Origin of the sequence: Salinimicrobium aquimaris, from assembly GCF_035607535.1 — a bacterium.
Taxonomy (GTDB): domain Bacteria; phylum Bacteroidota; class Bacteroidia; order Flavobacteriales; family Flavobacteriaceae; genus Salinimicrobium.
Genome location: NZ_JAYDZX010000011.1, coordinates 1 through 25294, shown reverse-complemented (window position 1 = coordinate 25294; position 25294 = coordinate 1). Strand labels below are relative to the sequence as shown.

The window sequence follows — 25294 nt, the reverse complement described above, 5'->3', positions numbered from 1 at the left end:
GTGTGAAGGGAAAATTCTTACATTTAAATCCCTACAGAAATTCCCTACCAATAATTTTACTGAACCCTCTTTGGAGGAACCACTGACTTGTATTAATCATAAGATGGAAAAATGAATGTCAAAGAAGAATTTATCGATTGGATTTATAAAAATTCTAATCCAAATCTTTCAAGTCTAGGCAGGGAAACCATTTCCAAGAATATCGATGAGTCAAATGAATTTTTTGACAGGGACATCATGGAAGTAAATCATTCTGACTACAACGAAATGCGGAAATACCTTAGGGAGGAACTATATCAAAAGGATACTCCTTTTGATAAATTTAGTGCAGGAGTAGCTAGTGGACGCCCCAAAGCTCTTTTAGGCAAGGAAAATTACTTGAAATTTTTAAAGGAGAAGTTCAGTTCCGGTAAGAGAGAAGTGAATTACTGGATCTTTCAGGGTAGTCCCGAGATCTATGATGTTGAAAGAGCTTTAAGAGCGGGACATCTTAAAAGCTGGAAGGTTGCTGCTCACAAGGACAAAATAAAACCAGGTGACAAAATTATCTTATGGCAGACAGGAGAAAGAGCAGGATGCTACGCACTTGCAGAAGTGATATCAGAAGTAGGAAAGGTTTCAGAAGAGGAATATGAAAAGAGTTATTACAAAAATGGACGATCTGATGGAGAAGCGGTAGATCGTGTCAAAATAAGAATACAATTATACCTGGCAGATTATCCGGTACTGTGGGAGGATATAAAAGAACTACCCGAATTTGAAACCTTTAAAGCGGGCAATCAGGGCACAAACTTTTCTGCAACAAAAGAAGAATATCTCAGCATAAAGGATATAGGAGAGGGGAAAAGCAGGAGTTATTATCATGAGGTAAAGAGACAATTTCCAAAGGAAAAGGTAGAGCAATTTTTAAATATTCTAAGGCAATTTGTAAAGAAATTTAATCTCGCTCCCAATGATGATAGAATAAGTTTCAACGTAAGACCTGAAAGAAGACGGTTAGTTTTCATAATAGGTAATCGTTATGCACTTATGATTCAAAAAAGAAGGACTGATACAGAGTTCTCATTCATTTCATCTAAAGTCCTTAGTGATGATCATGGTAAGTTCAACAATTATACGGGTGAAACTGAGATGTACTGGAATAAAGTGGATAATTTGAAAGATTTTCAGGATTTCATTGAAGAGGGCTTCAGAATTGAGCTAGAGAGGCAGAATAAAACCCCTTATAAAAAATTTATAGACCCGGTATTCGTCCGTCATATTTATAATCCAAAAAGTGATATGAAGACAATTCACCTTAATGGAAATACTGTTTATAAACTTTCTATGGGAACCTTTCTCAAAACGAAGGAATACCGGCAGCAGGATTTGATTAGCTATTTTGAAGAAAATCACCTGGGGGTGATGCATAAAAATACAGCCAACAATCAGGGTGAAAACTTTCAACATCAGGTACAGGAGGGTGATCTTGTGTATATCACTTATGGAAAAGATAAATTGGGTGCTCTTTGCAAGGTTGTAGGTGAGGCCCAAGAGCTCGGTGAGGAAATCGATAATAAAATAGGAGAAGAGGGTTATCTTGGAAGGAGGTTAGAAATTTTAGCAGCCCCCAAGACTAACCACACTAGAAGTTTGGTGCACGATAAGCGCTCCTGGTTGCCAAGTGGTTTTTCTACCCTTGTGGAGATTCCTGATTTACGAGAGGCGAATGAGCTACTATTTTCTCCTTATTACGGTGTGAAAGTATGGAAAAAAGAAGAAGATCTTTTGATTGAAGAAAGATCTACTGATACTGAAGAGGTGAAAAAGACGGCACGATCCTTAAATAGAATTTTATACGGCCCTCCCGGAACAGGTAAAACCTTTCAATTGCAGGATAAATATTTCAAAGAATTCACTGTCCAGGAAACTTCATTGACCCGGGAACAATACCTGGAAAATATTGTTTCAGATCTAAAATGGTGGCAGGCTGCTGCAATAGCTTTGTTAGATCATAAGAGATCCAAAGTGACTGATATTGTTTCTCATGAGCTGTTAAGGATAAAAACAAAGCTATCGAACAGTAAAAATCTTAACGCCACGCTTTGGGGCTATCTACAACATTATACAGTTCCTGAATGTGAGTATGTAAAGGTTGCGGCCAGGAGTTCGAATCCTATTTTTCATAAAGATGAAAATTCAGTTTGGGAAGTAAAGGAAGATCTTCTGGAACAGTTTTATCCCGAAGCTTATTCCATTTTGGAAGAGGTGAAAAATTATCATCCCAATTCGGATAAGCAGATTAAGAACTATGAATTTGTGACTTTTCATCAATCCTTTAGCTATGAAGATTTTATTGAGGGCATTAAACCTAATTTAGATGAAGAGGAAAACAATGTTTCGTATCGCATAGAAGATGGCATCTTTAAAAAGATGTGTTTAAAAGCAGATGCTGACAGGGAAAATCAATACGCTCTATTTATTGATGAAATAAACCGTGGAAATGTCTCTTCTATTTTTGGCGAACTCATCACGCTTATAGAAGATGACAAGAGATTAGGAGAAGAAAATGAATTACGGATAAAATTGCCATATTCAAAAACTGAATTAGGAGTACCGCCAAACCTCCATATCATTGGCACCATGAATACCGCCGACAGATCTGTCGAAGCTCTTGATACTGCTTTAAGACGACGCTTTGTCTTTGAAGAGATCATGCCGCAACCGGAACTGTTGAGAGATATCGAGTTTAATGGCTTTAACCTGGAGGAGTTGCTCAGGAACATCAATGAAAGAATAGAAGCCCTTCTTGATAGAGATCATACCATTGGGCATTCCTATTTCATAAAGATAGATGACGGAGATAGTGAAGCTTTACAAGAGGCATTCGAAAACAAGATCATTCCCTTGCTGCAGGAATACTTTTACCATGATTATGAAAAGATCGCTTTGATCCTGGGAGAAGGATTTATTGAACGAAGAGATGCAAAGTTGAAATTTGCAAAGTTTTCCAAAATTGATCTTCCTGAAGTTCTGCCATCTTATCACCTTCGAGAGATAGAAGATATTGAGTCAGCTGTCCGTATTTTACTTAACAGGGAAGATGAGGCAGGGGAATAAGATCATACAGGTTTTTGAACATGAGTTGCTGCAGGTAGGGGAGCAGTTTCAGCAAAAGCATTTAAAGGCTTTTTCTAAATTAAATGCGCTGCATGATGATATGTATTTTGACCTGCGGTACAACGGGATTAAATTCAAAAATTTTGTTGGGGTGATCCAGGTGGATGGTTTGACCGTTGAGATCCTTCCTAAGATCGATGCTTCAGAAACCAATGAGGAGCTTTGGCAATCGGTACTCATCGAGATGCTTAGAACTACTAAAAAGCTACAGGTCCAAAAAGTTGGAAACGCGAATGTCTCCCGGCAAAACATTCACCTCCTCGATATTTATTTTGAATGGTTTCTCAATGAGCTGGAGCTGTTGATCCATAACGGTTTAATAAAGCAGTACTACAAGCAAACAAAGAATGTAAAAGCCTTAAAAGGCAAGCTGGAATTTGCCGGCCACCTCAGAAAAAACCTGATCCATAAAGAACGTTTTTACACGACGCACCAAATATACGACAAGGATCATCTCATTCACCAAATTTTGTCAAAAGCTTTATACATCATAGAAGATTTTACAAAGGGAACTTATCTTTATTCCAGGTGTAAATCTGTTCGCCTGGATTTTCCGGAAGTAAAGGAGATCAAAGTAGATAAAACCACCTTCTCAAGAGTCAAAAAAGGCAGAAAGACCGCTCCTTATGCTACTGCTCTGGAAATCGCCCGGCTCATCATTTTGAACTATGCACCTAATATTTCTGCAGGGGATGAAAAGATGTTGGCGCTGCTTTTTGATATGAACAACCTGTGGGAAGTATATGTGCTGGTAAAATTAAAACAGGAAGCCGCTGATCTTGAAAATGTGGAGGTGTATGGGCAGCAGTCCAGAGAATTCTGGCAGGGGATAACCATTCGCCCTGATATCGTGGTGAAAAAGGATGACGAGTATTTTGTCATCGATACTAAATGGAAAAACATCCAGAATTTCAATCCGTCCACTCAGGATCTGCGGCAGATGTATGTTTACAATGATTACTGGAAGTCAGTTCGCGCTATGCTGCTCTATCCTGCGGAAGTTTCAATGCCTCCCGATTTCAAAAATTTCAGGCAGCGGGATCATCAGTGTGCCGTGGGTAAATTAAACATTCTGGAAAGAGGGAAACTGAAAAGTAATTTAGGAAGGGAGATTCTCGAATGGTACCACATCCCGATTTCGGAAAAGGTAAATGAATCTCAATGAAATCCGCCTCAGTTGAAGACATAAAACTAAACCTAATTCAAACCTGTAAAAGTTTTAAGGCCTTTCATTTACTGTCGTATCTCGTGCCACCTGTTGCATTGGTTGCTGCCGTTGTAAGTTAAAAAAATAAAAGCCCTTTAAAATTAAGGGCTTGTGAGGTATTGAAATTTTTTTTGAGTCAAATCATTTGCCAATACAAAAATTCGCAAAAATATTCCCCAGCAGGTCATCGTTAGTGATCTCGCCGGTGATCTCACCGAAATAATGTAGTGCCTCCCTGATGTCGATAGCCAGCAAATCTCCCGAAAGATTGTGGTTTAGTCCTTCCTGTACCTTGTTGATCTCTTCCAGGGCGCTTAGCAGCGCGTTATAATGCCTGGAGTTAGTGACGATGGTGTTGTTGTTGCGCAGCTCCCCGGTGTTGACGAATTGCAGCAGCTTTTGCTGCAGGTCTTCGACGCCAATTCCTGTTTTTGCCGAGATTGGGAGGTAAGAAGAGCCTTCGACTCCGCTCAGGCTGACATTTAACTCTTCAACTTGAAGTTCGGATAATTGATCTACTTTATTCGCCAGAATTACCAGAGGCTTTTGCGGAAACTTGTTCCTGATCTTTTCAATTTCTAATTTAACCTGGTCGAGCCCTGGTCCCGATTCCCGGGATCCTGAAACAAGTTCAGGATGACGATCGGGTTCAGGTTTCAAGTCCTGAAGACGAGAGGCGTCAAATAAATAAAGTACTACCTGAGCTTGTGAAATCTTTTCAAAAGTGCGTTTTATTCCGATGCTTTCCACTACATCTTCAGTTTCCCTTATTCCGGCGGTGTCGATAAACCTGAAGCCTATTCCGCCAATGGAGATCTCATCTTCAATGGTATCCCTTGTAGTACCGGCGATCTCTGAAACAATAGCGCGTTCCTCGTTCAAAAGGGCATTTAGCAGCGTACTTTTTCCCACGTTGGGTTCGCCCACTATGGCTACGGGAATACCGTTTTTTAGAACATTGCCCACGGCAAAGGAATCTATAAGTCTTTTTAGCACCTGCTGAATTCTGCTCACCAGCTTCTGAAATTCGTCCCTGTTGGCGAACTCCACATCTTCTTCAGCAAAATCCAGTTCCAGTTCTATGAGAGAAGCGAAATTCAGCAGTTCCTGCCGTAGCTTTTGGATTTCGTTGGAAAAGCCGCCGCGCATTTGTTGCATGGCCATCTGGTGGCTCGCCTGATTTTCAGAAGAGATTAGATCGGCCACCGCTTCTGCCTGACTCAGATCCATCTTTCCGTTAAGAAAGGCGCGCAGGGTGAATTCCCCGGCTTCCGCAGAACGACAACCCTTCCTGATCAACAGCTGAATGATCTCCTGCTGAATATACGGACTCCCGTGACAGGAGATCTCGATGGTATTCTCTCCCGTATAAGACTTTGGTCCGTGAAAAACCGACACCAGCACCTCGTCCAGGATCCTTTCCCCGTCCATCATATTCCCAAGATGCAGGGTGTGAGAAGCCTGCTCCCGAATGTCCTTTTTGCTCCTGGCTTTAAAGACGGGAGCTACAATCTCAATGGCCTGGGGACCCGATACTCTTATCACGGCAATAGCACCTGCCCCTGAAGGCGTTGCGAGGGCAACAATGTTGTCGTTTAGTTTCATGGGGCAAAAATACTAAATAGACTTTAGACGTAAGACTTTAGTCTTTTGACGGGAGACGTATGAACAATGAACAATAAACAATCAACAATAACCAATAATCAATTGCCAATTCTACTCCGGTGAGCGCGTCAGAGTGAGGAAAGAAATATCTGTGCATCCGTGGCCCTTGACAATGACCAATTAGCAATAATCAATGATCTTTATGAACGGCTGAGTAAGAAAAAGAAGTATTCGTGCATCCGTGGCCCTTGACAATGACCAATTAGCAATAATCAATGATCTTTATGAACGGCTGAGTAAGAAAAAGAAACATTCGTGTCTTCGTGGCCCTTGACAATAAACAATAAACAATAAACAGTTATTAATCCTGTGAGCACGTCAGAGTGAGAAAAGAAAATATCCGTGTATCCGTGGCTTATAATAATGAACAATTAGTCAATAATCAATGACCATTATGAACGGCTGAGTAAGAAAAAGAAACATTCGTGCATTCGTGGCTCTTGACAATAAACAATAAACAATAAACAGTTATTAATCCTGTGAGCACGTCAGAGTGAGAAAAGAAAATATCCGTGTATCCGTGGCCCTTGCCAATGAACAATGAACAATTAACAATAAACAGTTCTAAATCCGGTGAGCACCTCAGAGTGAGAAAAGAAGATATCCGTGCATCCGTGGCCCTTGACAATGATCAATTAGCAATGATCAATGACCATGATGAAGGGCAGAGTAAGGAAAAGAAACATTCGTGCATCCGTGGCACTTTTTTCTACCTCAATTCATAATTAATTGAAAACAAATACAAATAATATTGCATTTTTTAGTACCTTGCAATACAAAGTAATAAATCATCATCATCAATCAGATCAAAATGAACCATACAAACGCAACAATCATGAGAGAAGACAGACAATTATTAATGCTTACGCACCTGAGTCAGTTACTGGACCTGGTAACCGGGATCGGCGGATTCATCGTTCCGCTGGTGATATGGCTTACCCAAAAGGATAAGGTGCTGGGAATGGATGCCCACGGAAAGATGATCCTCAACTTCCAGATCTCAATCTTCATCTATTCGATCATCTCAATTCCGCTAATCCTCCTTTTCGGAATAGGAATTCTAATGTTGATCGCCATTGGGATCATCGCCATAGTTTTTCCTATCCTTAACGCAATCAAAGTGAACAACGGTGAAATCCCTTCTTACCCGCTGACGATTGAAATAATTAAATAGTGTTCAGTGATCGGTGAGCAGTGATCAGAAAAAATTGAACCTACATTACATTAACCTGCAAGATCTTATTTGATCTTGTGGGTTTTTTACTGCCTACAACTGAACTGCCTACTGCTAACTGTTAAGAGGGCGGGGAGGAAGATGAAGTTCGAAGTAAAGGTGTGCTGTTGTTTTTATTTCGATAATCGGTAATTAGATACCAATACAGAAGCAGAAATATGTAAGATCTTTTCCAATTCTCTAATCATATCTACGGTCAATCTTTTCTTCTTATTCAAGATTTCTGAAACTCTACTTTTTCCACCCAGTACGCCAACTAAATCTTTTTGCTTAAGATTCATTTCTTCCATTCTAATTTTTATAGCTTCAATTGGATCTGGCGCTTCTATCGGATAATGCTCATTTTCGTAATTATCAATTAGCATTGAAAGAATTTCTGCCTCATCTCCTTCATGAGAATTTTCTGGAGCATCAAATATTACCTCGAGCCTTTCTAAGGCTTTCTCATAATCTTGTTCGTTTTTTAAAGGTTTAATATTCATAACTCTAGTTTTTAAATTGTGTCAGCATCTATTTTGTCATATTCTGCGTGTGTTCCAACAAATCTTATAAAACCCCATTGTCGGTCGTAATTAAATTTTACAATTAATCTATATGAGTTTCCTTTTATGTTGAAAACGACTCTACTATCTTTTAAAATGCTGACGTGTATATAAGTTTTCTTAATGTCGTTCGGAGAATTCCAATTGGAAGTTTTAGCTGTTTCATACCAGGTCTTTAAATACTGTTCTGAATCAGAATGTTTTTCCCAGAATTCTCTTAAAGTCTTTTTTGAAACTATTCTTTTCATTCTAAAAAGTCTATAACAAAGATAACAAAAGTTCTCTATTTTAGAACTTTAAAAAATTATAGTAAAAAAAATTGCCCACAACTGTCTAATTTTTGATCTTTTTGGTGCCCCAAAATTTAATCGCTAATGATTTTTAACCGATTCTGCAGTTTACTACTGCCCACTGCCAACTGCTAAGAGGGCGAAGGAGAGGATGATAGTAAACAAAAAGACCCTCCAAAAATGCAATTTTTTGGAGGGTCTTCTAAATTAAGTCTAACAGCTGCCAAAGGCAGCGATCTCATATCTAACAGCGAAGCGATCTAACAGCGCCAGCGGTCTATTTTAGTTGTTCAACATTACCGGCATCACCAGCATGGTCACTTTCTCTCCTTCGTCCAGTCCGTCGACGGGAGTAAGGATTCCGGCGCGGTTTGGCAGGCTCATTTCCAGCTGCACTTCATTCGCGTTCAGGTTTGAAAGCATTTCAGTGAGGAAACGCGAGTTGAAACCTATCTGCATGTCGTCGCCCTGGTAAGAACAGGTAAGGCGTTCTTCCGCTTTGTTGCTGTAGTCTACATCTTCCGCAGAAATATTGAGCTCAGCTCCGGCGATCTTCAGGCGTACCTGGTGGGTTGTCTTATTTGAAAAGATAGAAACCCTTTTTACAGAGCTCAGGAATTGTCCGCGGTCTATGACCAGTTTATTCGGATTCTCTTTCGGGATCACCGCCTCGTAGTTCGGATATTTTCCGTCTATAAGTCGGCAAACAAGAGTAGTATCTTCAAAAGTGAAGCGGGCGTTGGAATCATTGTATTCAATCAGCACATCTGAATCTGATCCTGAAAGTATTCCCTTCAGCAGGTTCAGAGGCTTTTTAGGCATGATGAATTCTGCCGTTTGAGAAGCCGAAATATCATTGCGGGAATATTTAACCAGCTTGTGAGCATCGGTCGCTACGAAAGTCAGGTTTTCGGGCGTGAACTGGAAGAAAACTCCGCTCATTACCGGCCTTAGGTCATCGTTCCCTGAAGCAAATATGGTTTTACTGATAGCAGTCGCCAGCACATCTCCCTGTATGGTAGTGCTGCTTGGCTCCTCAAGGCTTACCGCCTTTGGGAATTCCTCCCCGCCGGCATAAGCAAGGGCGTATTTTCCATGGTTGGAGCTAAGTTCGATAGTATTGTTATCCTCTACTACGAAAGTAAGCGGCTGCTCCGGAAATGTCTTTAAAGTCTCCAGTAAAAGCCTTGCCGGAACTGCTATTTTCCCCTCAGAATCAGATTCCACGGTAAGTTTGGCCGACATGGTAGTCTCCAGGTCAGACGCAGAAACGGTAAGTTCATCTTGATTCAGTTCGAAAAGGAAGTTATCTAAAATGGGAAGGGTGTTGTTATTGTTGATCACTCCCCCGAGTATTTGTAGCTGTTTCAGCAAATAAGTGCTTGATACAATAAATTTCATTGGCTTCGAAATAAGTTAATCGTGATACAAATATATCTTAATCCTTTAAAAAGTCGGGAGACGGTGCTCCTTTTTTATTAACAGCAGAATCTCAAGAATACCTGCTAAATAGTTGATTTTTAGAACCCTATGTTTTTAAATGCTTCGGAATTGTTAATAAACTGATGCTTTTTGCTGAAGCTGAATACCAAACTCTTACTTCCTGATATATTTTTTCTTTCTGTAATAGCTGAAAAGCCCTGCAAACAAAGCCAGCACGCCTAACGGAAGCAGTATGTTCATCACCTGCCAAAAGCCCCTGTTATCCTCAACTTCTTCCATGTCTAAAAAGGCGATCTTCACCTCTTTGCTTCTTATGTTGATAAGGCCGTCATCGTCCAGGAGGTAGTTCACTGCATTGAGCATAAATTCCCGGTTGCCGTACGTGGTTCCCGTATAGCGATCAAATCCCAGCTCCAGTGGCTCGCCGCGCTGCAACTGGTTTTTTACCACATCCCCGTCACTAATCACCAGAACTTTAGTCTCTTCACTTTTACTTCGGAAGTTTTGAGGCTTAAAGGGCGGGATCCGGTTCTCGTAAACCGAGCTGAATTCCCCTTCCAGCAGTACCGCCAACGGAATTTCCCCTGCCGTAAATTCTGAAAGATCGGGTTCGGCCGAGATCTCCTCCAGGCTTATTTCCCGCGGAAGTCCAACAACTTCCGATCGAGGGGAAGTAGAAAGTAAAACCGTCTTTTTTATTTCATTCTGAAGGGTGTCAATAGGGCTGGCATATTCAAATTTCACCGCCTCCAGGTTATTTACCACCGGATGGTCAATAGGTGAGGAGGAAAGCGGATAGTAGAACCACGGATAAGGATTGAACTGCGCATTATTCCCGCTGCCGGTAGCCAGAACTATTGGAGCCGAATAAAGATCCTTTACCAGCGCCGGATTTATACGTAACCCGTATTTAAAGAAAAAATCTCCCAGGTTGAGATCTCGAGGTAGGGCAAAGGCACTTCCCGCAGATGAAAAAAGGCTGTCGGTTTCCATGGCTGCGTGTTCGATCAACCAAAGTTGCTTGCCGCCGTTCATGAGGTATTGATCCAGTACCAGTTTTTCGGCTTCGGTGTACGGCTCGGTAGGTTTGGCTTCTATAAGCAGGTCATATTCCTTTAATTGCTCCAGGGTTCCCTGCGGATCTACAGCGACAGAATCCAGGGTAAAGGGAGCTATGAAATAATATTCCTGAATGCTCCTCACAAAATCGGCTATGTACCTGTCTTCGAGTTCGCCGTTGCCGCGCATTACTGCTATTTTTTTCCGTTTTGGTTCCAGAAGTTTGGAAAAGGCATCGGCAAAGGCATATTCCAGCTGTTGCACAGATGCAGCCACGCGATCCTCGGTAGTTGCACCCAACTGGTTCTTCAGCAAAGGGATGGATACGGTCCTGTTTCCATAGTTGGCCATAGCCCAGGGAAAAATAATCGCTTCGCTGGTGCGGCCATTTTCCACGACATTGATCCGTGCCGGCGTCATCCCCATTTCATAGAATTGGGTGGCGACCTCATTTGCGTTACCGCCTTCCTCCAAAGGATCGGTAAACCTGAAGTTGATATTAGAATTGACCGCTGCAAATTCCTCAAGCAGTTGCCGCGTCTCTACCTGCAACCTCCTGAATTCCGGCGGAAATTCTCCTTCCAGGAACACGTCGATGATGAGTGGAGAACCGGCTTTTTCTACTATATTTTCAGAAGCAGCAGAAAGCGTGTAGCGCTTGTCGGCGGTGAGATCAAACCTTTCAAAGAAGTTATAGGAGAGGACATTGATTACTACTAAAGCAAGCAGCAGAAAAAATACCTTCTTAAAATGTGATTTTTGGAGACTCATCTTTTTCCTGTTCTTTTGGATTCAAGACTAAACCTGGTTAGCGCCAGGAACAGGAAAATAAAGCTCAGGAAATAGATGATATCCCTGGTGTCTATTATTCCGCGGCTAATGCTTTCATAATGTGCATTTAGTCCCAGGTCTTCTATTCCGAAAGCGCCGCTGCTGAACAGATTGAGGTTGGCAAGGGCTTCAAAAGCAAAATAGGCTATGAAACACAGGAAAATAGCCAGGATAAATGAGACGATCTGGTTTGGGGACAATATGGAAGCAAAGATCCCAATTGCGGCATAACAGGCTCCCAGGAATAAGAGTCCGAAGTAGGACCCCAGGAGAACTCCGCTGTCAAGATCTGCTCCGGTTTGCTCCAGGGAAGAGATCGCCACCACGTACAGCAAGGTCGGTAACAGCGCCAGGAGGATCAGGGTAAGGGCGCCAAAATATTTCCCCAATACCAACTGAGCGGTACTTAAAGGTTTGGTGAGCAACAGCTCCAGGGTTCCCTGCTTTATTTCTTCAGAAAAGCTCTTCATCGTGATCGCCGGAATGAGGAACAGGAAGATCCACGGCGCCAGGGTAAAGAATGGCTCCAGACTTGCAAAACCACTATCCAGAATGTTGTATTCCCCCTTAAAGACCCAAAGGAACAATCCGTTCACCACCAAAAACAGTCCTATGACCAGGTAGCCTATGGGAGAAGCAAAAAATGAATTAATTTCTTTTTTTAATACCGCTATCACTCTTTAAATTGTATAATGTATATTGAATATTGTATAACCGTAAATTACAAGGGACAAGCACCAAGCACCAAGCAACAAATCCCAATCTCTAAGCAACAAATTCCAGGCACCAATCTCCAAGTACCAAATTCCAGGCACCAAATTCCAAGCAACAAATTCCAGGCACCAAATTCCAAGCACCAATCTCCAAGTACCAAGTTCCAAGCACCAATCTCCAAGTACCAAGTTCCAAGCAACAAATTTTGACCAACCCCGAACCCGCAACATTTTAGTCTTGACTCTTGACTCTTGGCTCTTGCCTCTTTTTCAACCCGCAACCCGCAACTTTTCCAGTCTAGCTTCCAGGCTGCAGACTCCAGAGTCTAAAAAAAGATCTTGTCTCTTGACTCTTGCCTCTTGGTTCTCCAAAAACCGCAACCCGCAACTTTTTTAGTCTTGTCTCTTGACTCTTGACTCTTTTTCAACCCGCAACCCGCAACCCGCAACTTTTTTAGTCTTGACTCTTGACTCTTGGTTCTTTTTCAACCCGCAACCCTAAACTTTTTTAGTCTTGTCTCTTGGTTCTTGGTTCTTTTTTGTCTCTTGACTCTTGTTTCTTGATTCTCGTTCAACTGCCTGCTAATTACTGCGCACTCCCCACTGAATCCGAAGACCAGACCTTATCTACACTCCATGCTTCCGGTTTTCCCGCAAACATCTTCTTGGTCTCACTCCATACCTCTTTAAAAAGCGAAGAAACGCGGTAACTTTCCAGCGCTTCCTCATCTTTCCAATAACTGTACGTGAAAAAAATATTTTTATTGTTCTTATCCTGATAAAGCTCGAGGAACTCATTGCCCTCAAAACCTCTGATTTTATCTCTATTCCTCTCAAACAACTCCTGGAACTCTTCAATTTTTGAAGGTTCAAAAGTCATTTTTACTATTCGTATTAATGGATTCAATATTTAAAATTTAAAATTCAAGATTCTTTACTTCCTAAAAAAAGCCGCAACTGGCAACCGGCAACCCATAAAACTTTTCCAGTCTAGCTTCCAGGCTCCAGACTCCAGAGTCTGAAAAAAGTCTTGTCTCTTGGCTCTTGACTCTTTTCCAACCCGCAACTCGCAACCGGCAACTGGCAACTGGCAACCTGTAACTTTTCCAGTCCAGATTCCAGGCTCCAGACTCCAGAGTCTCAAAAAAAGGTCTTGTCTCTTGACTCTTGACTCTTGGTTCTCCAAACACCCGCAACCCGCAACTAGGAACTAAACTCCACCGTCACCGTATCTCTGTATTCCAGCCCAAAAAGGGTAGAGGCGCTGCCTACGGTACTCGGATTGCTCTTATAGATCGCCAGTTCAATATATCCGCCGGAATTGAAGATGGCGAGTTTTTTGCCGTCTTCCCGGTTGATCATTTCGGTATCAAAATTTATGGCTTCGCTATAGGTGCTGTAGATTTCATTAAAAGTAGCCGTCCTGGCTCTCATGCTGAAATTCCGGCCTTTACCTACCTTGTCAAACAGCTTCTTGGAAATGTTTGTCACCACATTTCCATAGTTGTCAATATAGATCACGTTGCCCTTGATCTGGTTTTTCTCCTGGTTGATCAAAGGTTCCATCTCCTTGAGTTGCTTTATTTCAGGAATGGTTTTACCAATGACTTCCAGGGTTCCGCCGCGGGAAAGATGTCCTGCCACCTTCACAAAAACATCCAGCACAGGGAAATTGCTCTGTATTTTGTCGTGGATATTGATCTCCACGATCTTTTCGGGCACAAATTCCGAAGCAATTAAAGACAGGATACCGTTGTTGGCACAAATAAAGTAATGTCCGTCGAGTTTGAGCGCGATGTGCTTGTTCTCGGGCGTCAATTCTGAATCTACTCCAATAATGTGAATACTTCCCTCGGGAAAGCTCCTGTAGGCATTCTTGATAATATAAGATGCTTCTGTAATATGAAAAGGAGCGATGGAGTGGGAGATGTCTACTATTTTGGCCGTTGGTAACTCGGTGTAAATTGCTCCTTTAACTGCCCCTGCAAAATGATCTTTTTCCCCAAAATCTGTCGTTAAGGTAATTATGGCCATGGGCAATTTCTAATAATATTTTACCTAACTTAAACCTTTATTTATTTAAGTTTGTAATGCAAATCTAAAGATAATTAAGTCATTTTTTAAATTAAATCCAGCCGCTTTTGAACGAACTTATCATTGAGCTTTCGGAAATAAGTCCGAGAGATTTTTTCGGAGAACAAAACTCACATATTGAACTGCTGAAGAGGTATTTTCCGAAGCTGAAGATTGTCGCAAGAGGCAATAAACTGCGCATCTACGGGGACGAAGAAATGCTCGAGGAATTTGACAAAAGGTTCAATATGTTGATCGACCACTACGGGAAGTTCAATAAGCTTGATGAAAATTCCATAGAGCGGGTACTTACCAGCCAGAGTAGGGAAGAATACGATACCTCAAATGAAAGTGGGGAAGTGCTGGTTCATGGGGTGAGTGGCAGGATGATCAAAGCCCAGACCGCCAATCAGCGTCGCCTGGTGGAGCTAATGAAGAAAAATGACATGGTCTTTGCCATTGGCCCTGCGGGGACCGGAAAGACCTACACCGGGGTTGCCCTGGCAGTCAAAGCACTGAAGGAAAAGCAGGTAAAAAGGATCATTCTTACCCGCCCGGCCGTGGAAGCAGGTGAAAATCTCGGGTTTCTTCCCGGCGACCTCAAGGAAAAACTGGATCCTTACATGCAGCCTTTGTATGACGCGCTTCGGGATATGATCCCGCATGAAAAGCTGGAAAGCTATATTGAGAAAGGAGTAATACAAATCGCCCCGCTGGCCTTCATGCGCGGGAGAACTCTGGACCATGCTTTTGTGATTCTTGATGAAGCTCAAAATACTACTCATGCCCAGATGAAGATGTTCCTGACCCGTATGGGTAAAAGTGCAAAGTTCATGGTTACGGGTGACCCGGGACAGATCGACCTTCCAAAAAGGGTGATCTCTGGACTTAAAGAAGCTATCCTTGTTTTGCAGGACGTTGATGGAGTGGGGATCATTTATCTGGATGATAAAGATGTGATTCGTCACAAGCTGGTCAAGAAGATCATTGCTGCCTACAAGAGAATAGAAAACGCCGAATAAAAATGACTTTTTTGAAACCCCGCCTGTGTGGGGTTTCCTTTATAATAATCTACTATTTCATGAATACCATTACCTCGACCAATTTTAATTTTCCCGGACAAAAAGCTGTTTATAAAGGGAAGGTGCGTGATGTCTATACCCTCGAAGATGACCGGCTGGTCATGATCGTGACCGACAGGCTTTCGGCTTTTGATGTGGTTATGCCGAGAGGCATTCCGTACAAGGGGCAGATCCTTAATCAGCTGGCGACCAAAATGATGGAAGCTACTGCAGATCTTGTTCCGAACTGGTTACAGGCCACCCCCGATCCTAACGTAGCAGTAGGGCAGAAGTGTGAGCCTTTTAAAGTGGAAATGGTGATACGTGGATATCTTACAGGTCATGCGGCCCGGGAATATGCAAGTGGGAAGCGGAGCCTTTGCGGAGTGCATATGCCGGAGGGAATGAAGGAAAATGAAGCTTTTGCGGCGCCTATTATTACACCAACCACAAAAGCAGAGTCGGGGGAACACGACATGGATATCTCGCGGGAAGAGATCCTTGAAAAAGGAATTGTTTCTGAAGAAGACTACACCACACTTGAGCTTTACACCCGGCAGTTGTTTCTTCGTGGCACCCAACTCGCAAAAGAAAACGGACTCATCCTGGTAGACACTAAATATGAGTTCGGGAAAACCGCCGATGGCGAGATCGTTCTTATCGACGAGATCCATACTCCAGATTCTTCCCGGTATTTCTATGCTGAAGGTTACCAGGACCGACTGGAAAAAGGAGAACCACAGAAGCAACTTTCAAAGGAATTTGTGAGACAGTGGTTGATACAGAATGGTTTTCAGGGCAAAGAAGGTCAGCAAATCCCCGAGATGAGCGATAAATACATCAATTCAGTTTCTGAACGCTATATAGAACTTTACGAACAGATCACCGGCGAAAAATTCATTAAAGCCGAAATTTCCAACATCGAGGAAAGGATCGAGAAGAATGTGCTGGAATACCTGCGGTAGTTTATAGTTGAGAGTCAATAGTTCGGAGTTCGGAGAAGGTCTAAAGTTCAGGTATATTGGTGGAGAAAACTAACCCCAATTCCTGATCACAGAACACTGATCACCGATCACGGAACACTGATCACTGACCACCGACCACTGATCACTGATCACCGACCACTGATCACCGACCACTGATCACCGATCACCGATCACGGAACACCGATCACGGAACACCGATCACGGAACACTGATCACCGACCACTGATCACCGACCACTGATCACCGATCACGGAACACTGATCACCGATCACGGAACACTGATCACTGATCACGGAACACTGATCACTGATTACTGATCACTGATCACCGACCACTGACCACTGAACACTAAACTCTCTACCATCATTTCACTTCCAGCACCAGGAGATAATCCGGTCCGCCGGATAGGGGATAACCTTCAATCTTTTCAGCAATTATAGTGACTTCTTTATCTATATATTCATCAAGATCCACAGCTTCGCTCTTGAGAGCGTAATATTCATCGTTTACTGTGGTGATGGTGTGCGTACCGTATTGATAAGAGGTGATTCCCTGTTCCCGGATTGTACCTGTTACTTCCATAGCATTTTCTTTTGCGACTGCCGAGGCAGAGCTTTCCTCCTCTTTTTCATTATTACTGCAGGTTTGAGTAAAGACCAGCAGGCTAATCCCTAAAATAATATTTAAAATGTTTTTCATATTTCTGTTTTTAATTAATCTTCGTACCGTCTCAGGCGATTTTGAAGAAGACGTACCTCATTCTGGAGCTTCGAAACCCTCTCCAGTAAATGATTTATTGCGTCTATTCCCTCCAGGTTGATCTCGAGCTCATAGTGCAGGCGCATAAATCTCTCCAGGTCTCTCAACTGCTCCCGCTCAATGTACTCATCTTCTTCAATGATTACCGTATGAATAAGCCCGTGTTCAGTGAGAGAATTAATGAAGGAATACTCCAGCTGATGGCAATTACAAAATTCTATGATTGAGATATATCTATCATCCATTTTTTCTCAGTTTTTTTAATTCCTGCAAAAGTTCTTTCTCCCTTTGGCTTAAGTGGGTTGGGATCTTGAGTTTATAGGTGATGTAGAGATCGCCGTAATGACCTTCTTTCTTGTAAACCGGAAAACCTTTGCCCTTTAATTTAACAGTAGTTCCGTTCTGGGTTTCCGGCTTCACGCTGAGTTTTACCTTGCCGTCCAGTGTTTCTACCATGAGGTCTCCGCCAAGGATGGCTGTAAAAATGTCGAGATCCACATCTTTGTAGAGATCCTTTCCTTCTCTTTTAAATGAGGTGTTGTTGTTAATGGCAAAGGTTATGAACAGATCACCATTTGGACCACCGTTTATTCCTTCCCCGCCGTATCCTTTGATCTTTATGGTTTGACCATTCTCGACTCCGGCAGGAATTGTTAGTCTAATGTTCTTGCCGTTTACCGTTAGTGTTTGCTTTTGGGTCCTGTAAACATCGGTGAGGTTCAGGTGTAATTCGGCATTGAAATCCTGCCCTCTGAATCTCGTTGATCTACCTCTTCCGGCTGCAGCCCCAAACATGGATTCAAAGAATTCTGAAAAATCTCCTCCTTCAAATCCGCCGCCACTGAAGCTTTCTGCTCCCCCAAATCCACCGGTCCTTCCGCCGAAGCCACCTCCGGAGTACTGCTGATATTGCTGCTGCTGAGCTTTGGCTTTTTCAAATTCTTCAGCATGTTGCCAGTCTTTACCGTACTGGTCGTATTTTTTTCGCTTCTCGGGATCTATTAATACCTCGTGTGCCTCATTGATCTGCTGAAATTTCTTTTGTGCTGCAGCATCATTAGGGTTGAGATCCGGGTGGTATTTGCGGGCGAGCTTCCGGTAAGCCTTTTTTATATCACTTTTAGTAGCATTTTTATCAAGCTCTAAAACCTTGTAATAATCTATAAATTCCATAGGTTTTTATGAAGTTTGTTAGGTCTTCTGCTAGCTTAAAGGTACATATTTCAGAAAAAATAAAACAGCAGGAATTTAATTTATTCCTTCTGAAATTTGACCTGTTAAAAATGTAATTTTTAGGTATCCTTCTATTTATCAGGTTCTTATAGTTGTTTGTTTTTGAAGCTGCTTTTCCTAAATTTAAAATATGGAAAATCTACAATTGCGCAGCTTCGCCGATTACAAGAAAGCTTATAATAAAAGTATCAAGGATCCCGAGGCCTTTTGGGATGAGATCGCCAACACCTTTACCTGGCAGAGTAAATGGGAGAAGACCCTGGAGTGGGATTTCGAAAAGCCCGAGGTAAAATGGTTTCAGGGTGGAAAGGTGAATATCACCGAAAACTGTCTCGACAGGCACCTCACCGGGCTTGGCAACAAAACAGCAATTATTTGGGAACCGAATGATCCCGATGAGGAGTCACGTTATATCACCTACCGGCAGTTGTTCGTTAAGGTTTCTCATTTTGCCAACGTTCTCAAGAATAACGGGATCAAAAAGGGAGACAAGGTTTGTATCTACATGCCAATGATCCCCGAACTTGCCATTGCCATGTTGGCTTGTGCGCGTATTGGTGCTGTACATTCTATTGTATTTGCAGGGTTTTCCAGTTCGGCCATTGCCCGCAGGATTAATGATTCGGAATGTAAGATGCTTATCACCGCCAACGAGGTTTACAGGGGTTCCAAAAAGGTGAATTTAAAGGAGATCTGTGACAAGGCGCTGGAAGAAACGCCGAGCATAGAAACAGTAATTGTATATCGCCGGACTGTTGAACCTACCCCAATGAAAGAGGGCAGGGATAAATTCTGGTTTAACGAACTGCAGAAAGCAGAAAAGGAATGTCCTGCTGAGACTATGAATGCCGAAGATATGTTGTTCATCCTGTATACTTCCGGCTCAACAGGGAAACCTAAAGGTATGGTCCACACGGTGGGAGGTTATATGGTAGGCACTACCTATTCATTTCAGAATGTTTTTCAGCTGGATAAAAATGATGTCTACTGGTGCACTGCCGATATTGGCTGGATCACCGGACACTCCTACATTATTTACGGCCCCTTATTATCTGGTGCCACCACTGTAATGTTCGAAGGGATACCCAGTTATCCTGACTACGGAAGGTTTTGGGAAATAGTGGATAAGCTGAAAGTTACGCACTTTTATACTGCTCCTACCGCTATTCGTTCCCTGGCAAAGCAACCCCTAAAATTTGTGGAGCAACATGACCTTTCTTCTTTAAAGGTCCTTGGAAGTGTTGGGGAACCAATTAATGAAGAGGCATGGCACTGGTATAATGACAATATAGGGAAAGGGAATTGCCCGGTAGTTGATACCTGGTGGCAAACCGAAACCGGCGCTATAATGATCTCCCCACTGGCAGGAATTACTCCTACAAGACCCACATTTGCCACCCTTCCTTTACCGGGAGTACAACCGGTGCTAATGAATGACAGGGGAGAAGAAATTCCCGAAACCAAAGAACCGGCAGAAGGAAGGTTAGCTATAAAATTTCCGTGGCCATCAATAGCGCGTACAATTTATGGGGATCACGAGCGCTATAAGCAGGTCTATTTTTCAACTTTTAAGAACAAATACTTTACCGGCGACGGTGCCTACAGGGATGCCATGGGTAATTATCGCATCACCGGGCGGGTTGATGATATAGTAATTGTTTCGGGTCATAATCTCGGTACGGCAGCCATTGAGAACGCTATAGATGAGCATGAACACGTGGTGGAAAGTGCAGTAGTGGGTTACCCGCACGATGTGAAAGGAAATGCTCTTTACGCATACGTGATCCTGTACAATGAGGTAGAACCTTCCGAAGAACTGGAGGGGCAGATCAAAAAACTGGTGTCAGAAACTCTGGGGCCAATAGCCAAACCCGAAAAGATCCAGTTCGTAAGCGGACTTCCAAAAACCCGAAGCGGAAAGATCATGAGAAGGATCTTAAGAAAAATAGCATCTAAGGATACAGAGAATCTGGGAGATACTTCTACGCTTCTAAATCCTGAAATTGTCGATGAAATAATGGCCGACGCCAAGGTCTAAATTTATAATATGAGAAACATAATATTCACGCTGGTCGCCTTGTTGGTACTAGGGACAGTGCAGGCGCAGATCTTTACCGAAGACGGGCGTTATGAACTTTTTGGAAAAGATGATCCAAACCTTAACAAGGCACAGGGATCACCCTACCTCAATGATGATTTCCTTCCCGGAAAGATATTTTTCGAGGGAAAACCGGATCTTCCGGTGCAACTCCGTTTCAACATTTATGCTGAAAATTTTGAGATCAAGGTAGATAAGGGGAAGCGTGATATCTATACTGTGAGTGATTGGGAAAATGCCATCTATGAAATGGGAGGGAAGAAGTTCGTTTCTGCCGAGGTCGACCACAACGGCCGAACGATCAAAGGTTTTTTTATTGAACATTTCGATGGTAGCCAATACAGGCTCCTCGAAAAACCTGAGATCAAAGTCACTCCGCCTGTGCGATCTGATTCGGGTTATTCTGAAGACCAGCCTGCACAGATCAAAAAGACATCTTCATTTTTTGTTCAGAAACCTTCCGGAGAAATTACAGAGGTGAAAATAAAACACAGAGACATCAGGAAAGAATTTACCTCGGAAGCCGCAAAAAAATATCTATCAGATAATAAGATCAAAGAGGTTGCGGATCTTGTTGCATTCCTGAAGTTTATTGACCAATAGGAATTCAGGACTCTTTCTCCTCCAGTTCAATTTCGAAATCATTCAGGATCTCCAGTAAGACCTCCTCTGTTTGAGAAATATTCGGTTTAGTGGTTCTTTTTCTATCCACCTTTTTGAAATATGTAACTATCCCGCCTGTTTCATAAAGTTGAACGACATATGGATGCACGTAATAGCTGCGACAAACACTGCGGGTGTTGTTCAAAGCTTCTGCAGCTGTGTCATAGGCTTCAATTATGTTCTTTTTGTTCTGCTTTTCTTCCTCGGCATACCCCATCTCTCTAAGTTTTTCAAAGAAGATCTTGGTGGCGCTCCAGGTCCTGAAGTCCTTTGCTGAAAATAGCTCTCCGCTCACTTCCTGTATGTAGTGATTCACCATTCCGCTGTCGATGGTTCGTTTCTTACCTTCCTCGTCATAGTATTTGAATACTTCCCAACCCGGAATTTCCTCACATTTGTTGACCAGCTTTACAAGCTTTTTATCGGTCACTGAAACTGTGTTTTCAATACCCCGCTTTCCCACAAAATTGATCTTCATTTTTCCGCTGGAAATCTGGACGTGGCGGCTTCTAAGGGTAGATAACCCGTAGGATTTGTTCTGCTTAGCGTAAGTATCGTTACCTATACGAATGTGGGTTTCTTCCATAAGCCTAATCACCAGGGCCAGAACTTTATCTTGTGGCATTCCCCGCTTGTCCAGGTCTGCGTCTACCCGGGCACGTATCTTTGGAAGCACTTTTCCAAAGGCGGCCATTTTGTAGAATTTGGTGAGATTACGCAGCTTTGTCCAGTCGGGGTGGTACATGTACTGCTTCCTCTGCTTGGCATCAAGACCTACCACCTGCAAATGTCCGTTGGAGATTGGGCAGATCTTTACTTTTTCCCAGGCAGGAGGGATGACCAGCTTTTTTATTCTTTCCAGTTTTTCATTGTCCTTTAAGGGTTCTCCTTCCTGTAGATACTGGTATCCTTTTCCTCTTTTGCGCCGTTCAATGCAGAGCTGCTCTTCAGAAATATACTGAAGGTTGGCTTTTTCGGCGGCTAGATCCGGGTTGGAGATGAGCGCTTTTACTTCATCTGAAGAAAGAACCATGAATTTTTTTCTTTAAATATAGCTTTCAGCTGACTGCCGCCCTTGTAAAGAAATGTGAAAACTTACCGGAAATAAAAAACCTCCTTAAAAAGGAGGTTTAAAAATGCCATTTTTGGATGCTATTCAAAATAGCTGAAAGTGTCGCCGTCTTTAAGTTGCAGTAAACTTTCATAGATCAACCTTATCACGTTCTCCACATCATTGCGATGTACCATTTCAACAGTAGTATGCATGTAGCGTAAAGGCAGAGAGATTAGGGCCGAAGCTACCCCGCCATTACTGTAGGCGAAAGCATCGGTGTCTGTTCCCGTCATTCTTGAAGACGCCATGCGCTGGAATGGGATCTTCTTATCTTCGGCAGTCTGGATAAGCAGGTTACGCAATTTGTTTTGCACTGCCGGAGCATAAGAAATTACAGGTCCATCTCCAATTTTGGTGAGTCCGTTTGTTTTTTTCTCGATCATAGGAGTAGTGGTGTCGTGGGTCACATCGGTCACTATTGCCACATTCGGTTTAATGCGCTGGGTGATCATTTCGGCACCTCTCAATCCAATTTCTTCCTGCACCGAATTAGTCACATAGAGACCAAACGGTAACTTCTTTTTGTTCTCCTTCAGTAGGCGGGCAACTTCAGCTATCATGAAACCGCCAATACGGTTGTCCAGTGCCCGGCTTACAAATTTGTCTTTATTCAGAATAAAAAATTCATCAGGATAGGTGATCACACAACCTACATGCACCCCAAGAGCTTCAACCTCCTCTTTTGAAGAACAACCCACATCGATGGAAATATTGTCCAGCTTTGGAGCCTGTTCCTTTTCCTTGTCACGGGTGTGAATGGCAGGCCATCCAAAAACCCCTTTTACGATTCCGTTCCTGGTGTGAATATTTACTCTTTTAGAAGCTGCAATCTGGTGGTCACTACCGCCGTTGCGAATAACGTAGATCAATCCGTCATCTGTAATATAATTGACATACCAGGAGATCTCATCGGCATGACCTTCTATTACCACCTTGTATTTCGCTTTGGGATTAATGACTCCTACTGCAGTTCCGTAAGTATCGGTGATGAACTCATCGACATAAGGTTCGATGTAATTCATCCACAGTTTTTGTCCCTCCCATTCATATCCCGTTGGAGCGGCGTTGTTCAGGTATTTTTCTAAAAATTTTATTGATTTGTCGTTGAGGATTGTTTCCTGGTTCATTTTTTAAACTTTTGCACGAATTTAATAAGATTTAAAGAGCTGACAATTTCTGGATAATGTAATTTTGGAATGATTTTAGCGCAACAGTATAAAAATTTAATGTGAAGAAGTTTTTTATCCTTTTTCTCCTTTTTACCACACTACCTGTTGTTGCACAGGTAAAGGAACCTGTTGAAGATACTCTTGAGTACGACTATTTTATAATAGAAGGGGATACTGTGGCGCGGGAACATATTGATCTGGATGAAGTGCTCATTCTTGGTAGACTTTCCTTTGAGAATGATCTGGAGCGTCGCAAATATTTGATCTTGCGGCGTAAAACCTTAAAAGTGTACCCTTATGCCAAGCTTGCTTCCGAAAGACTGGTTGAGCTCAATAGCAGGTTGGACCAGATAAAGTCCCGCCGGGACAGGAAGCGCTATACTAAGATCGTTCAAAATTATATTGAGAACCAGTTCTCGGCAGAACTTAAAAAACTCACCCGTACCGAAGGTCAGATCCTCGTGAAACTTATCCACCGGCAAACCGGGGTGACAACTTTTGATCTGGTAAAGGAATTAAAGAGTGGCTGGAGGGCGTTCTGGTATAATACCACGGCGAGTTTCTTTGATATTTCCTTGAAAGAAGAATACGATCCTGCTAGAAACCAGGAAGACTACTATATAGAGGACATTCTACAGAGGGCTTTCCAGGGTAAACAGCTGGAAAAACAGCCGACTGCTTTAGATTTTGACTTTTTGGAGCTCACTAATAAATGGACGGCTCCCAAGAAGGACGACCGTAAATCATAATATAAATTATTTGGGCGTTTCTCCACCGTAGCCTTCGGCGTAGGTGGAGTCGCGTGTTTCGCTGTAGTTTTAAAGCGCCTTTTGTGTAAGCGCTTTAAAAGCTGCCGCTTCACCCGCTAACGCAGTTTGTAATTTCCGGTTCAAGATTTAAAATTCAAGGTTGAAATTTCAGAGTTAAGAACATAAGACAAGTTTGTCCTTGTCCACCCTGTTAGCGGCTATCAGCCCTAACAGCGGTTTAAAGTTGCGAATCCACAGCAAGAAAAAGAGTGCAAATCCTTGTCGTCGTCCACCCTGTCAGCGGCTATCAGCCCAGACAGCGGTTTAAAGTTGCGAATCCAGAGCAAGAACAAGAGAGCAAGTCCTTGTCGTCGTCCACCCTGTCAGCGGCTATCAGCCCTGACAGCGGTTAAAGCAACACTTCTAAAAAACTCCAACTTCTACCTTCGTAAATCTAACTTTGTAGATCTAACTTCTAAAACGTCATTTTGAGCACCTTATCTACGGGGGATTCTAAAATGTCAAAAAAAGCTTAATTTATTTTTTCAGAAAACTTGCGGAAGTGAAAATCGGTCGTATATTTGCAGCCGCTTTGAGAGAGAGCAAAAGCAGAGGTGAAGAATTATCTGAGCCTTTGTGTAGTAAGACTTCAAAGCAAATAAGTTCTCTGAAATATTTTTGAATTTTAGCTTGGATTGTAAAGGAAATTGATTTTATCTTTGCACCCGCTTTTAAGAGCAACTTTTGGGTTGTGATTGAGAGTTAAAAAAGTTCTTGAAAAGTTTTGAAGTTAGGTTGAAAGGGTTGTAAGTTTGCATCCGCTTTTGAGACAACATAACTTCTGAAGCTTCTGAAAAAAAATTATTTTTTTTCTTGCGGGGTTTGAAAAAGGTTGTACATTTGCAGCCGCTTAGAACAGGAGCGAAGTTCAAAAATTTTACTGATAAGAAATCCCGGGCAGGGCACAGGCAGAAAAGGTTCAACTCCTTTTATTTCAACAAGACGATCCTTCCAATAATACGGAATGATCCTCCCCTTTCCAAGGGGAGGTGCCGAAGGCGGAGGGGTTTGAGTTCATTGACATATTGAATTGACAGCGCGTATTATATTAGCAATAATATGATAAGCAAAATAAGAATTAAGACTAGAAAACGTCTTTGAGCTTTTTAACTGGAAACAGTTAAGAAAGGAATTCCTTTAGTAGTTGTAAAATTATTTAAGATTTAACGATGAAGAGTTTGATCCT

Annotated in this window: 21 protein-coding genes; 8 read left to right on the top strand and 13 right to left on the bottom strand. The window is 42.4% G+C overall.

The window, feature by feature from the left end; genetic code table 11:
* Window positions 1-111 precede the first annotated feature (111 nt).
* Both VR862_RS10715 and VR862_RS10710 read left to right on the top strand, forming a co-directional pair.
* Window positions 112-3099 carry an AAA family ATPase gene (locus tag VR862_RS10715; protein ID WP_324720964.1) on the top strand — a complete coding sequence of 996 codons (2988 nt, stop codon included), beginning with the start codon at window positions 112-114 and terminating at the stop codon, window positions 3097-3099.
* Window positions 3083-4324, top strand: a complete 1242-nt coding sequence (locus VR862_RS10710; RefSeq protein ID WP_324720963.1) for an McrC family protein — start codon at window positions 3083-3085, stop codon at window positions 4322-4324. Before VR862_RS10715 ends, VR862_RS10710 begins: the two co-directional genes overlap by 17 nt.
* 183 nt (window positions 4325-4507) lie before the next feature.
* On the opposite strand, the gene mnmE is transcribed toward VR862_RS10710, so the two are convergent.
* Window positions 4508-5971, bottom strand: a complete 1464-nt coding sequence (gene mnmE / locus VR862_RS10705) for a tRNA uridine-5-carboxymethylaminomethyl(34) synthesis GTPase MnmE (protein WP_324720962.1) — start codon at window positions 5969-5971, stop codon at window positions 4508-4510.
* Window positions 5972-6866: 895 nt separating this feature from the next.
* On the opposite strand from mnmE, the gene VR862_RS10700 reads away from it, so the two are divergent.
* A complete protein-coding gene (locus tag VR862_RS10700) occupies window positions 6867-7205 on the top strand; it encodes a DUF4870 domain-containing protein (protein ID WP_324721135.1) in 339 nt (112 codons plus the stop codon).
* A 173-nt stretch (window positions 7206-7378) separates the two neighbouring features.
* On the opposite strand, the gene VR862_RS10695 is transcribed toward VR862_RS10700, so the two are convergent.
* From VR862_RS10695 to VR862_RS10665, 7 genes are all read right to left on the bottom strand, one after another.
* Window positions 7379-7747, bottom strand: coding sequence for a helix-turn-helix domain-containing protein (locus VR862_RS10695; protein ID WP_324720961.1), 369 nt, complete (start codon window positions 7745-7747; stop codon window positions 7379-7381).
* 11 nt (window positions 7748-7758) lie between these two features.
* On the bottom strand, window positions 7759-8055 hold the full coding sequence (locus VR862_RS10690; RefSeq protein ID WP_324720960.1) for a type II toxin-antitoxin system HigB family toxin: 297 nt from the start codon (window positions 8053-8055) through the stop codon (window positions 7759-7761).
* Window positions 8056-8379: 324 nt separating this feature from the next.
* On the bottom strand, window positions 8380-9498 hold the full coding sequence (gene dnaN, locus VR862_RS10685) for a DNA polymerase III subunit beta (protein WP_324720959.1): 1119 nt from the start codon (window positions 9496-9498) through the stop codon (window positions 8380-8382).
* 195 nt (window positions 9499-9693) lie between these two features.
* Window positions 9694-11370 carry a gliding motility-associated ABC transporter substrate-binding protein GldG gene (gldG, locus tag VR862_RS10680; RefSeq protein ID WP_324720958.1) on the bottom strand — a complete coding sequence of 559 codons (1677 nt, stop codon included), beginning with the start codon at window positions 11368-11370 and terminating at the stop codon, window positions 9694-9696.
* Window positions 11367-12107 carry a gliding motility-associated ABC transporter permease subunit GldF gene (gldF, locus tag VR862_RS10675; RefSeq protein WP_324720957.1) on the bottom strand — a complete coding sequence of 247 codons (741 nt, stop codon included), beginning with the start codon at window positions 12105-12107 and terminating at the stop codon, window positions 11367-11369. Before gldF ends, gldG begins: the two co-directional genes overlap by 4 nt.
* 622 nt (window positions 12108-12729) lie before the next feature.
* Window positions 12730-13050: a putative quinol monooxygenase gene (locus VR862_RS10670; protein WP_324720956.1), complete on the bottom strand. Its 321-nt coding sequence runs from the start codon at window positions 13048-13050 to the stop codon at window positions 12730-12732.
* Window positions 13051-13346: 296 nt separating this feature from the next.
* Window positions 13347-14177: an SAM hydrolase/SAM-dependent halogenase family protein gene (locus VR862_RS10665; RefSeq protein WP_324720955.1), complete on the bottom strand. Its 831-nt coding sequence runs from the start codon at window positions 14175-14177 to the stop codon at window positions 13347-13349.
* Window positions 14178-14284: 107 nt separating this feature from the next.
* Here VR862_RS10665 and VR862_RS10660 point away from each other — a divergent pair, with 107 nt between their 5' ends.
* Both VR862_RS10660 and VR862_RS10655 read left to right on the top strand, forming a co-directional pair.
* The gene (locus VR862_RS10660; protein WP_324720954.1) at window positions 14285-15238 is read left to right on the top strand and encodes a PhoH family protein; all 954 of its coding nucleotides are present in this window, start codon (window positions 14285-14287) and stop codon (window positions 15236-15238) included.
* Between the two features lie 59 nt (window positions 15239-15297).
* Complete coding sequence (locus VR862_RS10655; RefSeq protein WP_324721134.1) at window positions 15298-16242, top strand: phosphoribosylaminoimidazolesuccinocarboxamide synthase; 945 nt, start codon at window positions 15298-15300, stop codon at window positions 16240-16242.
* A 384-nt stretch (window positions 16243-16626) separates the two neighbouring features.
* Here the strand turns inward: VR862_RS10655 and VR862_RS10650 are convergent, their stop codons facing one another.
* The 3 genes from VR862_RS10650 to VR862_RS10640 are packed head-to-tail and all read right to left on the bottom strand — an operon-like array spanning window position 16627 to window position 18195.
* Window positions 16627-16962, bottom strand: a complete 336-nt coding sequence (locus VR862_RS10650; protein WP_324720953.1) for a hypothetical protein — start codon at window positions 16960-16962, stop codon at window positions 16627-16629.
* 14 nt (window positions 16963-16976) lie between these two features.
* On the bottom strand, window positions 16977-17267 hold the full coding sequence (locus VR862_RS10645; protein WP_324720952.1) for a chaperone modulator CbpM: 291 nt from the start codon (window positions 17265-17267) through the stop codon (window positions 16977-16979).
* The gene (locus VR862_RS10640) at window positions 17260-18195 is read right to left on the bottom strand and encodes a DnaJ C-terminal domain-containing protein (protein WP_324720951.1); all 936 of its coding nucleotides are present in this window, start codon (window positions 18193-18195) and stop codon (window positions 17260-17262) included. The genes VR862_RS10645 and VR862_RS10640 overlap by 8 nt, the downstream gene beginning before the upstream one ends.
* A 190-nt stretch (window positions 18196-18385) precedes the next feature.
* Between VR862_RS10640 and acs the strand changes: the two genes are divergently transcribed.
* Together acs and VR862_RS10630 are read left to right on the top strand one after the other, a co-directional pair.
* Entirely contained in the window at window positions 18386-20293 is a 1908-nt protein-coding gene (gene acs / locus VR862_RS10635) for an acetate--CoA ligase (protein ID WP_324720950.1), read from the top strand.
* 9 nt (window positions 20294-20302) lie between these two features.
* Window positions 20303-20956: a hypothetical protein gene (locus VR862_RS10630; RefSeq protein ID WP_324720949.1), complete on the top strand. Its 654-nt coding sequence runs from the start codon at window positions 20303-20305 to the stop codon at window positions 20954-20956.
* A 4-nt stretch (window positions 20957-20960) separates the two neighbouring features.
* Here the strand turns inward: VR862_RS10630 and VR862_RS10625 are convergent, their stop codons facing one another.
* Both VR862_RS10625 and VR862_RS10620 read right to left on the bottom strand, forming a co-directional pair.
* The gene (locus VR862_RS10625; protein WP_324720948.1) at window positions 20961-22049 is read right to left on the bottom strand and encodes a DNA topoisomerase IB; all 1089 of its coding nucleotides are present in this window, start codon (window positions 22047-22049) and stop codon (window positions 20961-20963) included.
* Window positions 22050-22168: 119 nt separating this feature from the next.
* Window positions 22169-23257 carry a M42 family metallopeptidase gene (locus VR862_RS10620; RefSeq protein WP_324720947.1) on the bottom strand — a complete coding sequence of 363 codons (1089 nt, stop codon included), beginning with the start codon at window positions 23255-23257 and terminating at the stop codon, window positions 22169-22171.
* A gap of 101 nt (window positions 23258-23358) precedes the next feature.
* Between VR862_RS10620 and VR862_RS10615 the strand changes: the two genes are divergently transcribed.
* Window positions 23359-24048, top strand: coding sequence for a DUF4294 domain-containing protein (locus tag VR862_RS10615; RefSeq protein WP_324720946.1), 690 nt, complete (start codon window positions 23359-23361; stop codon window positions 24046-24048).
* The last annotated feature ends 1246 nt before the right edge of the window (window positions 24049-25294 follow it).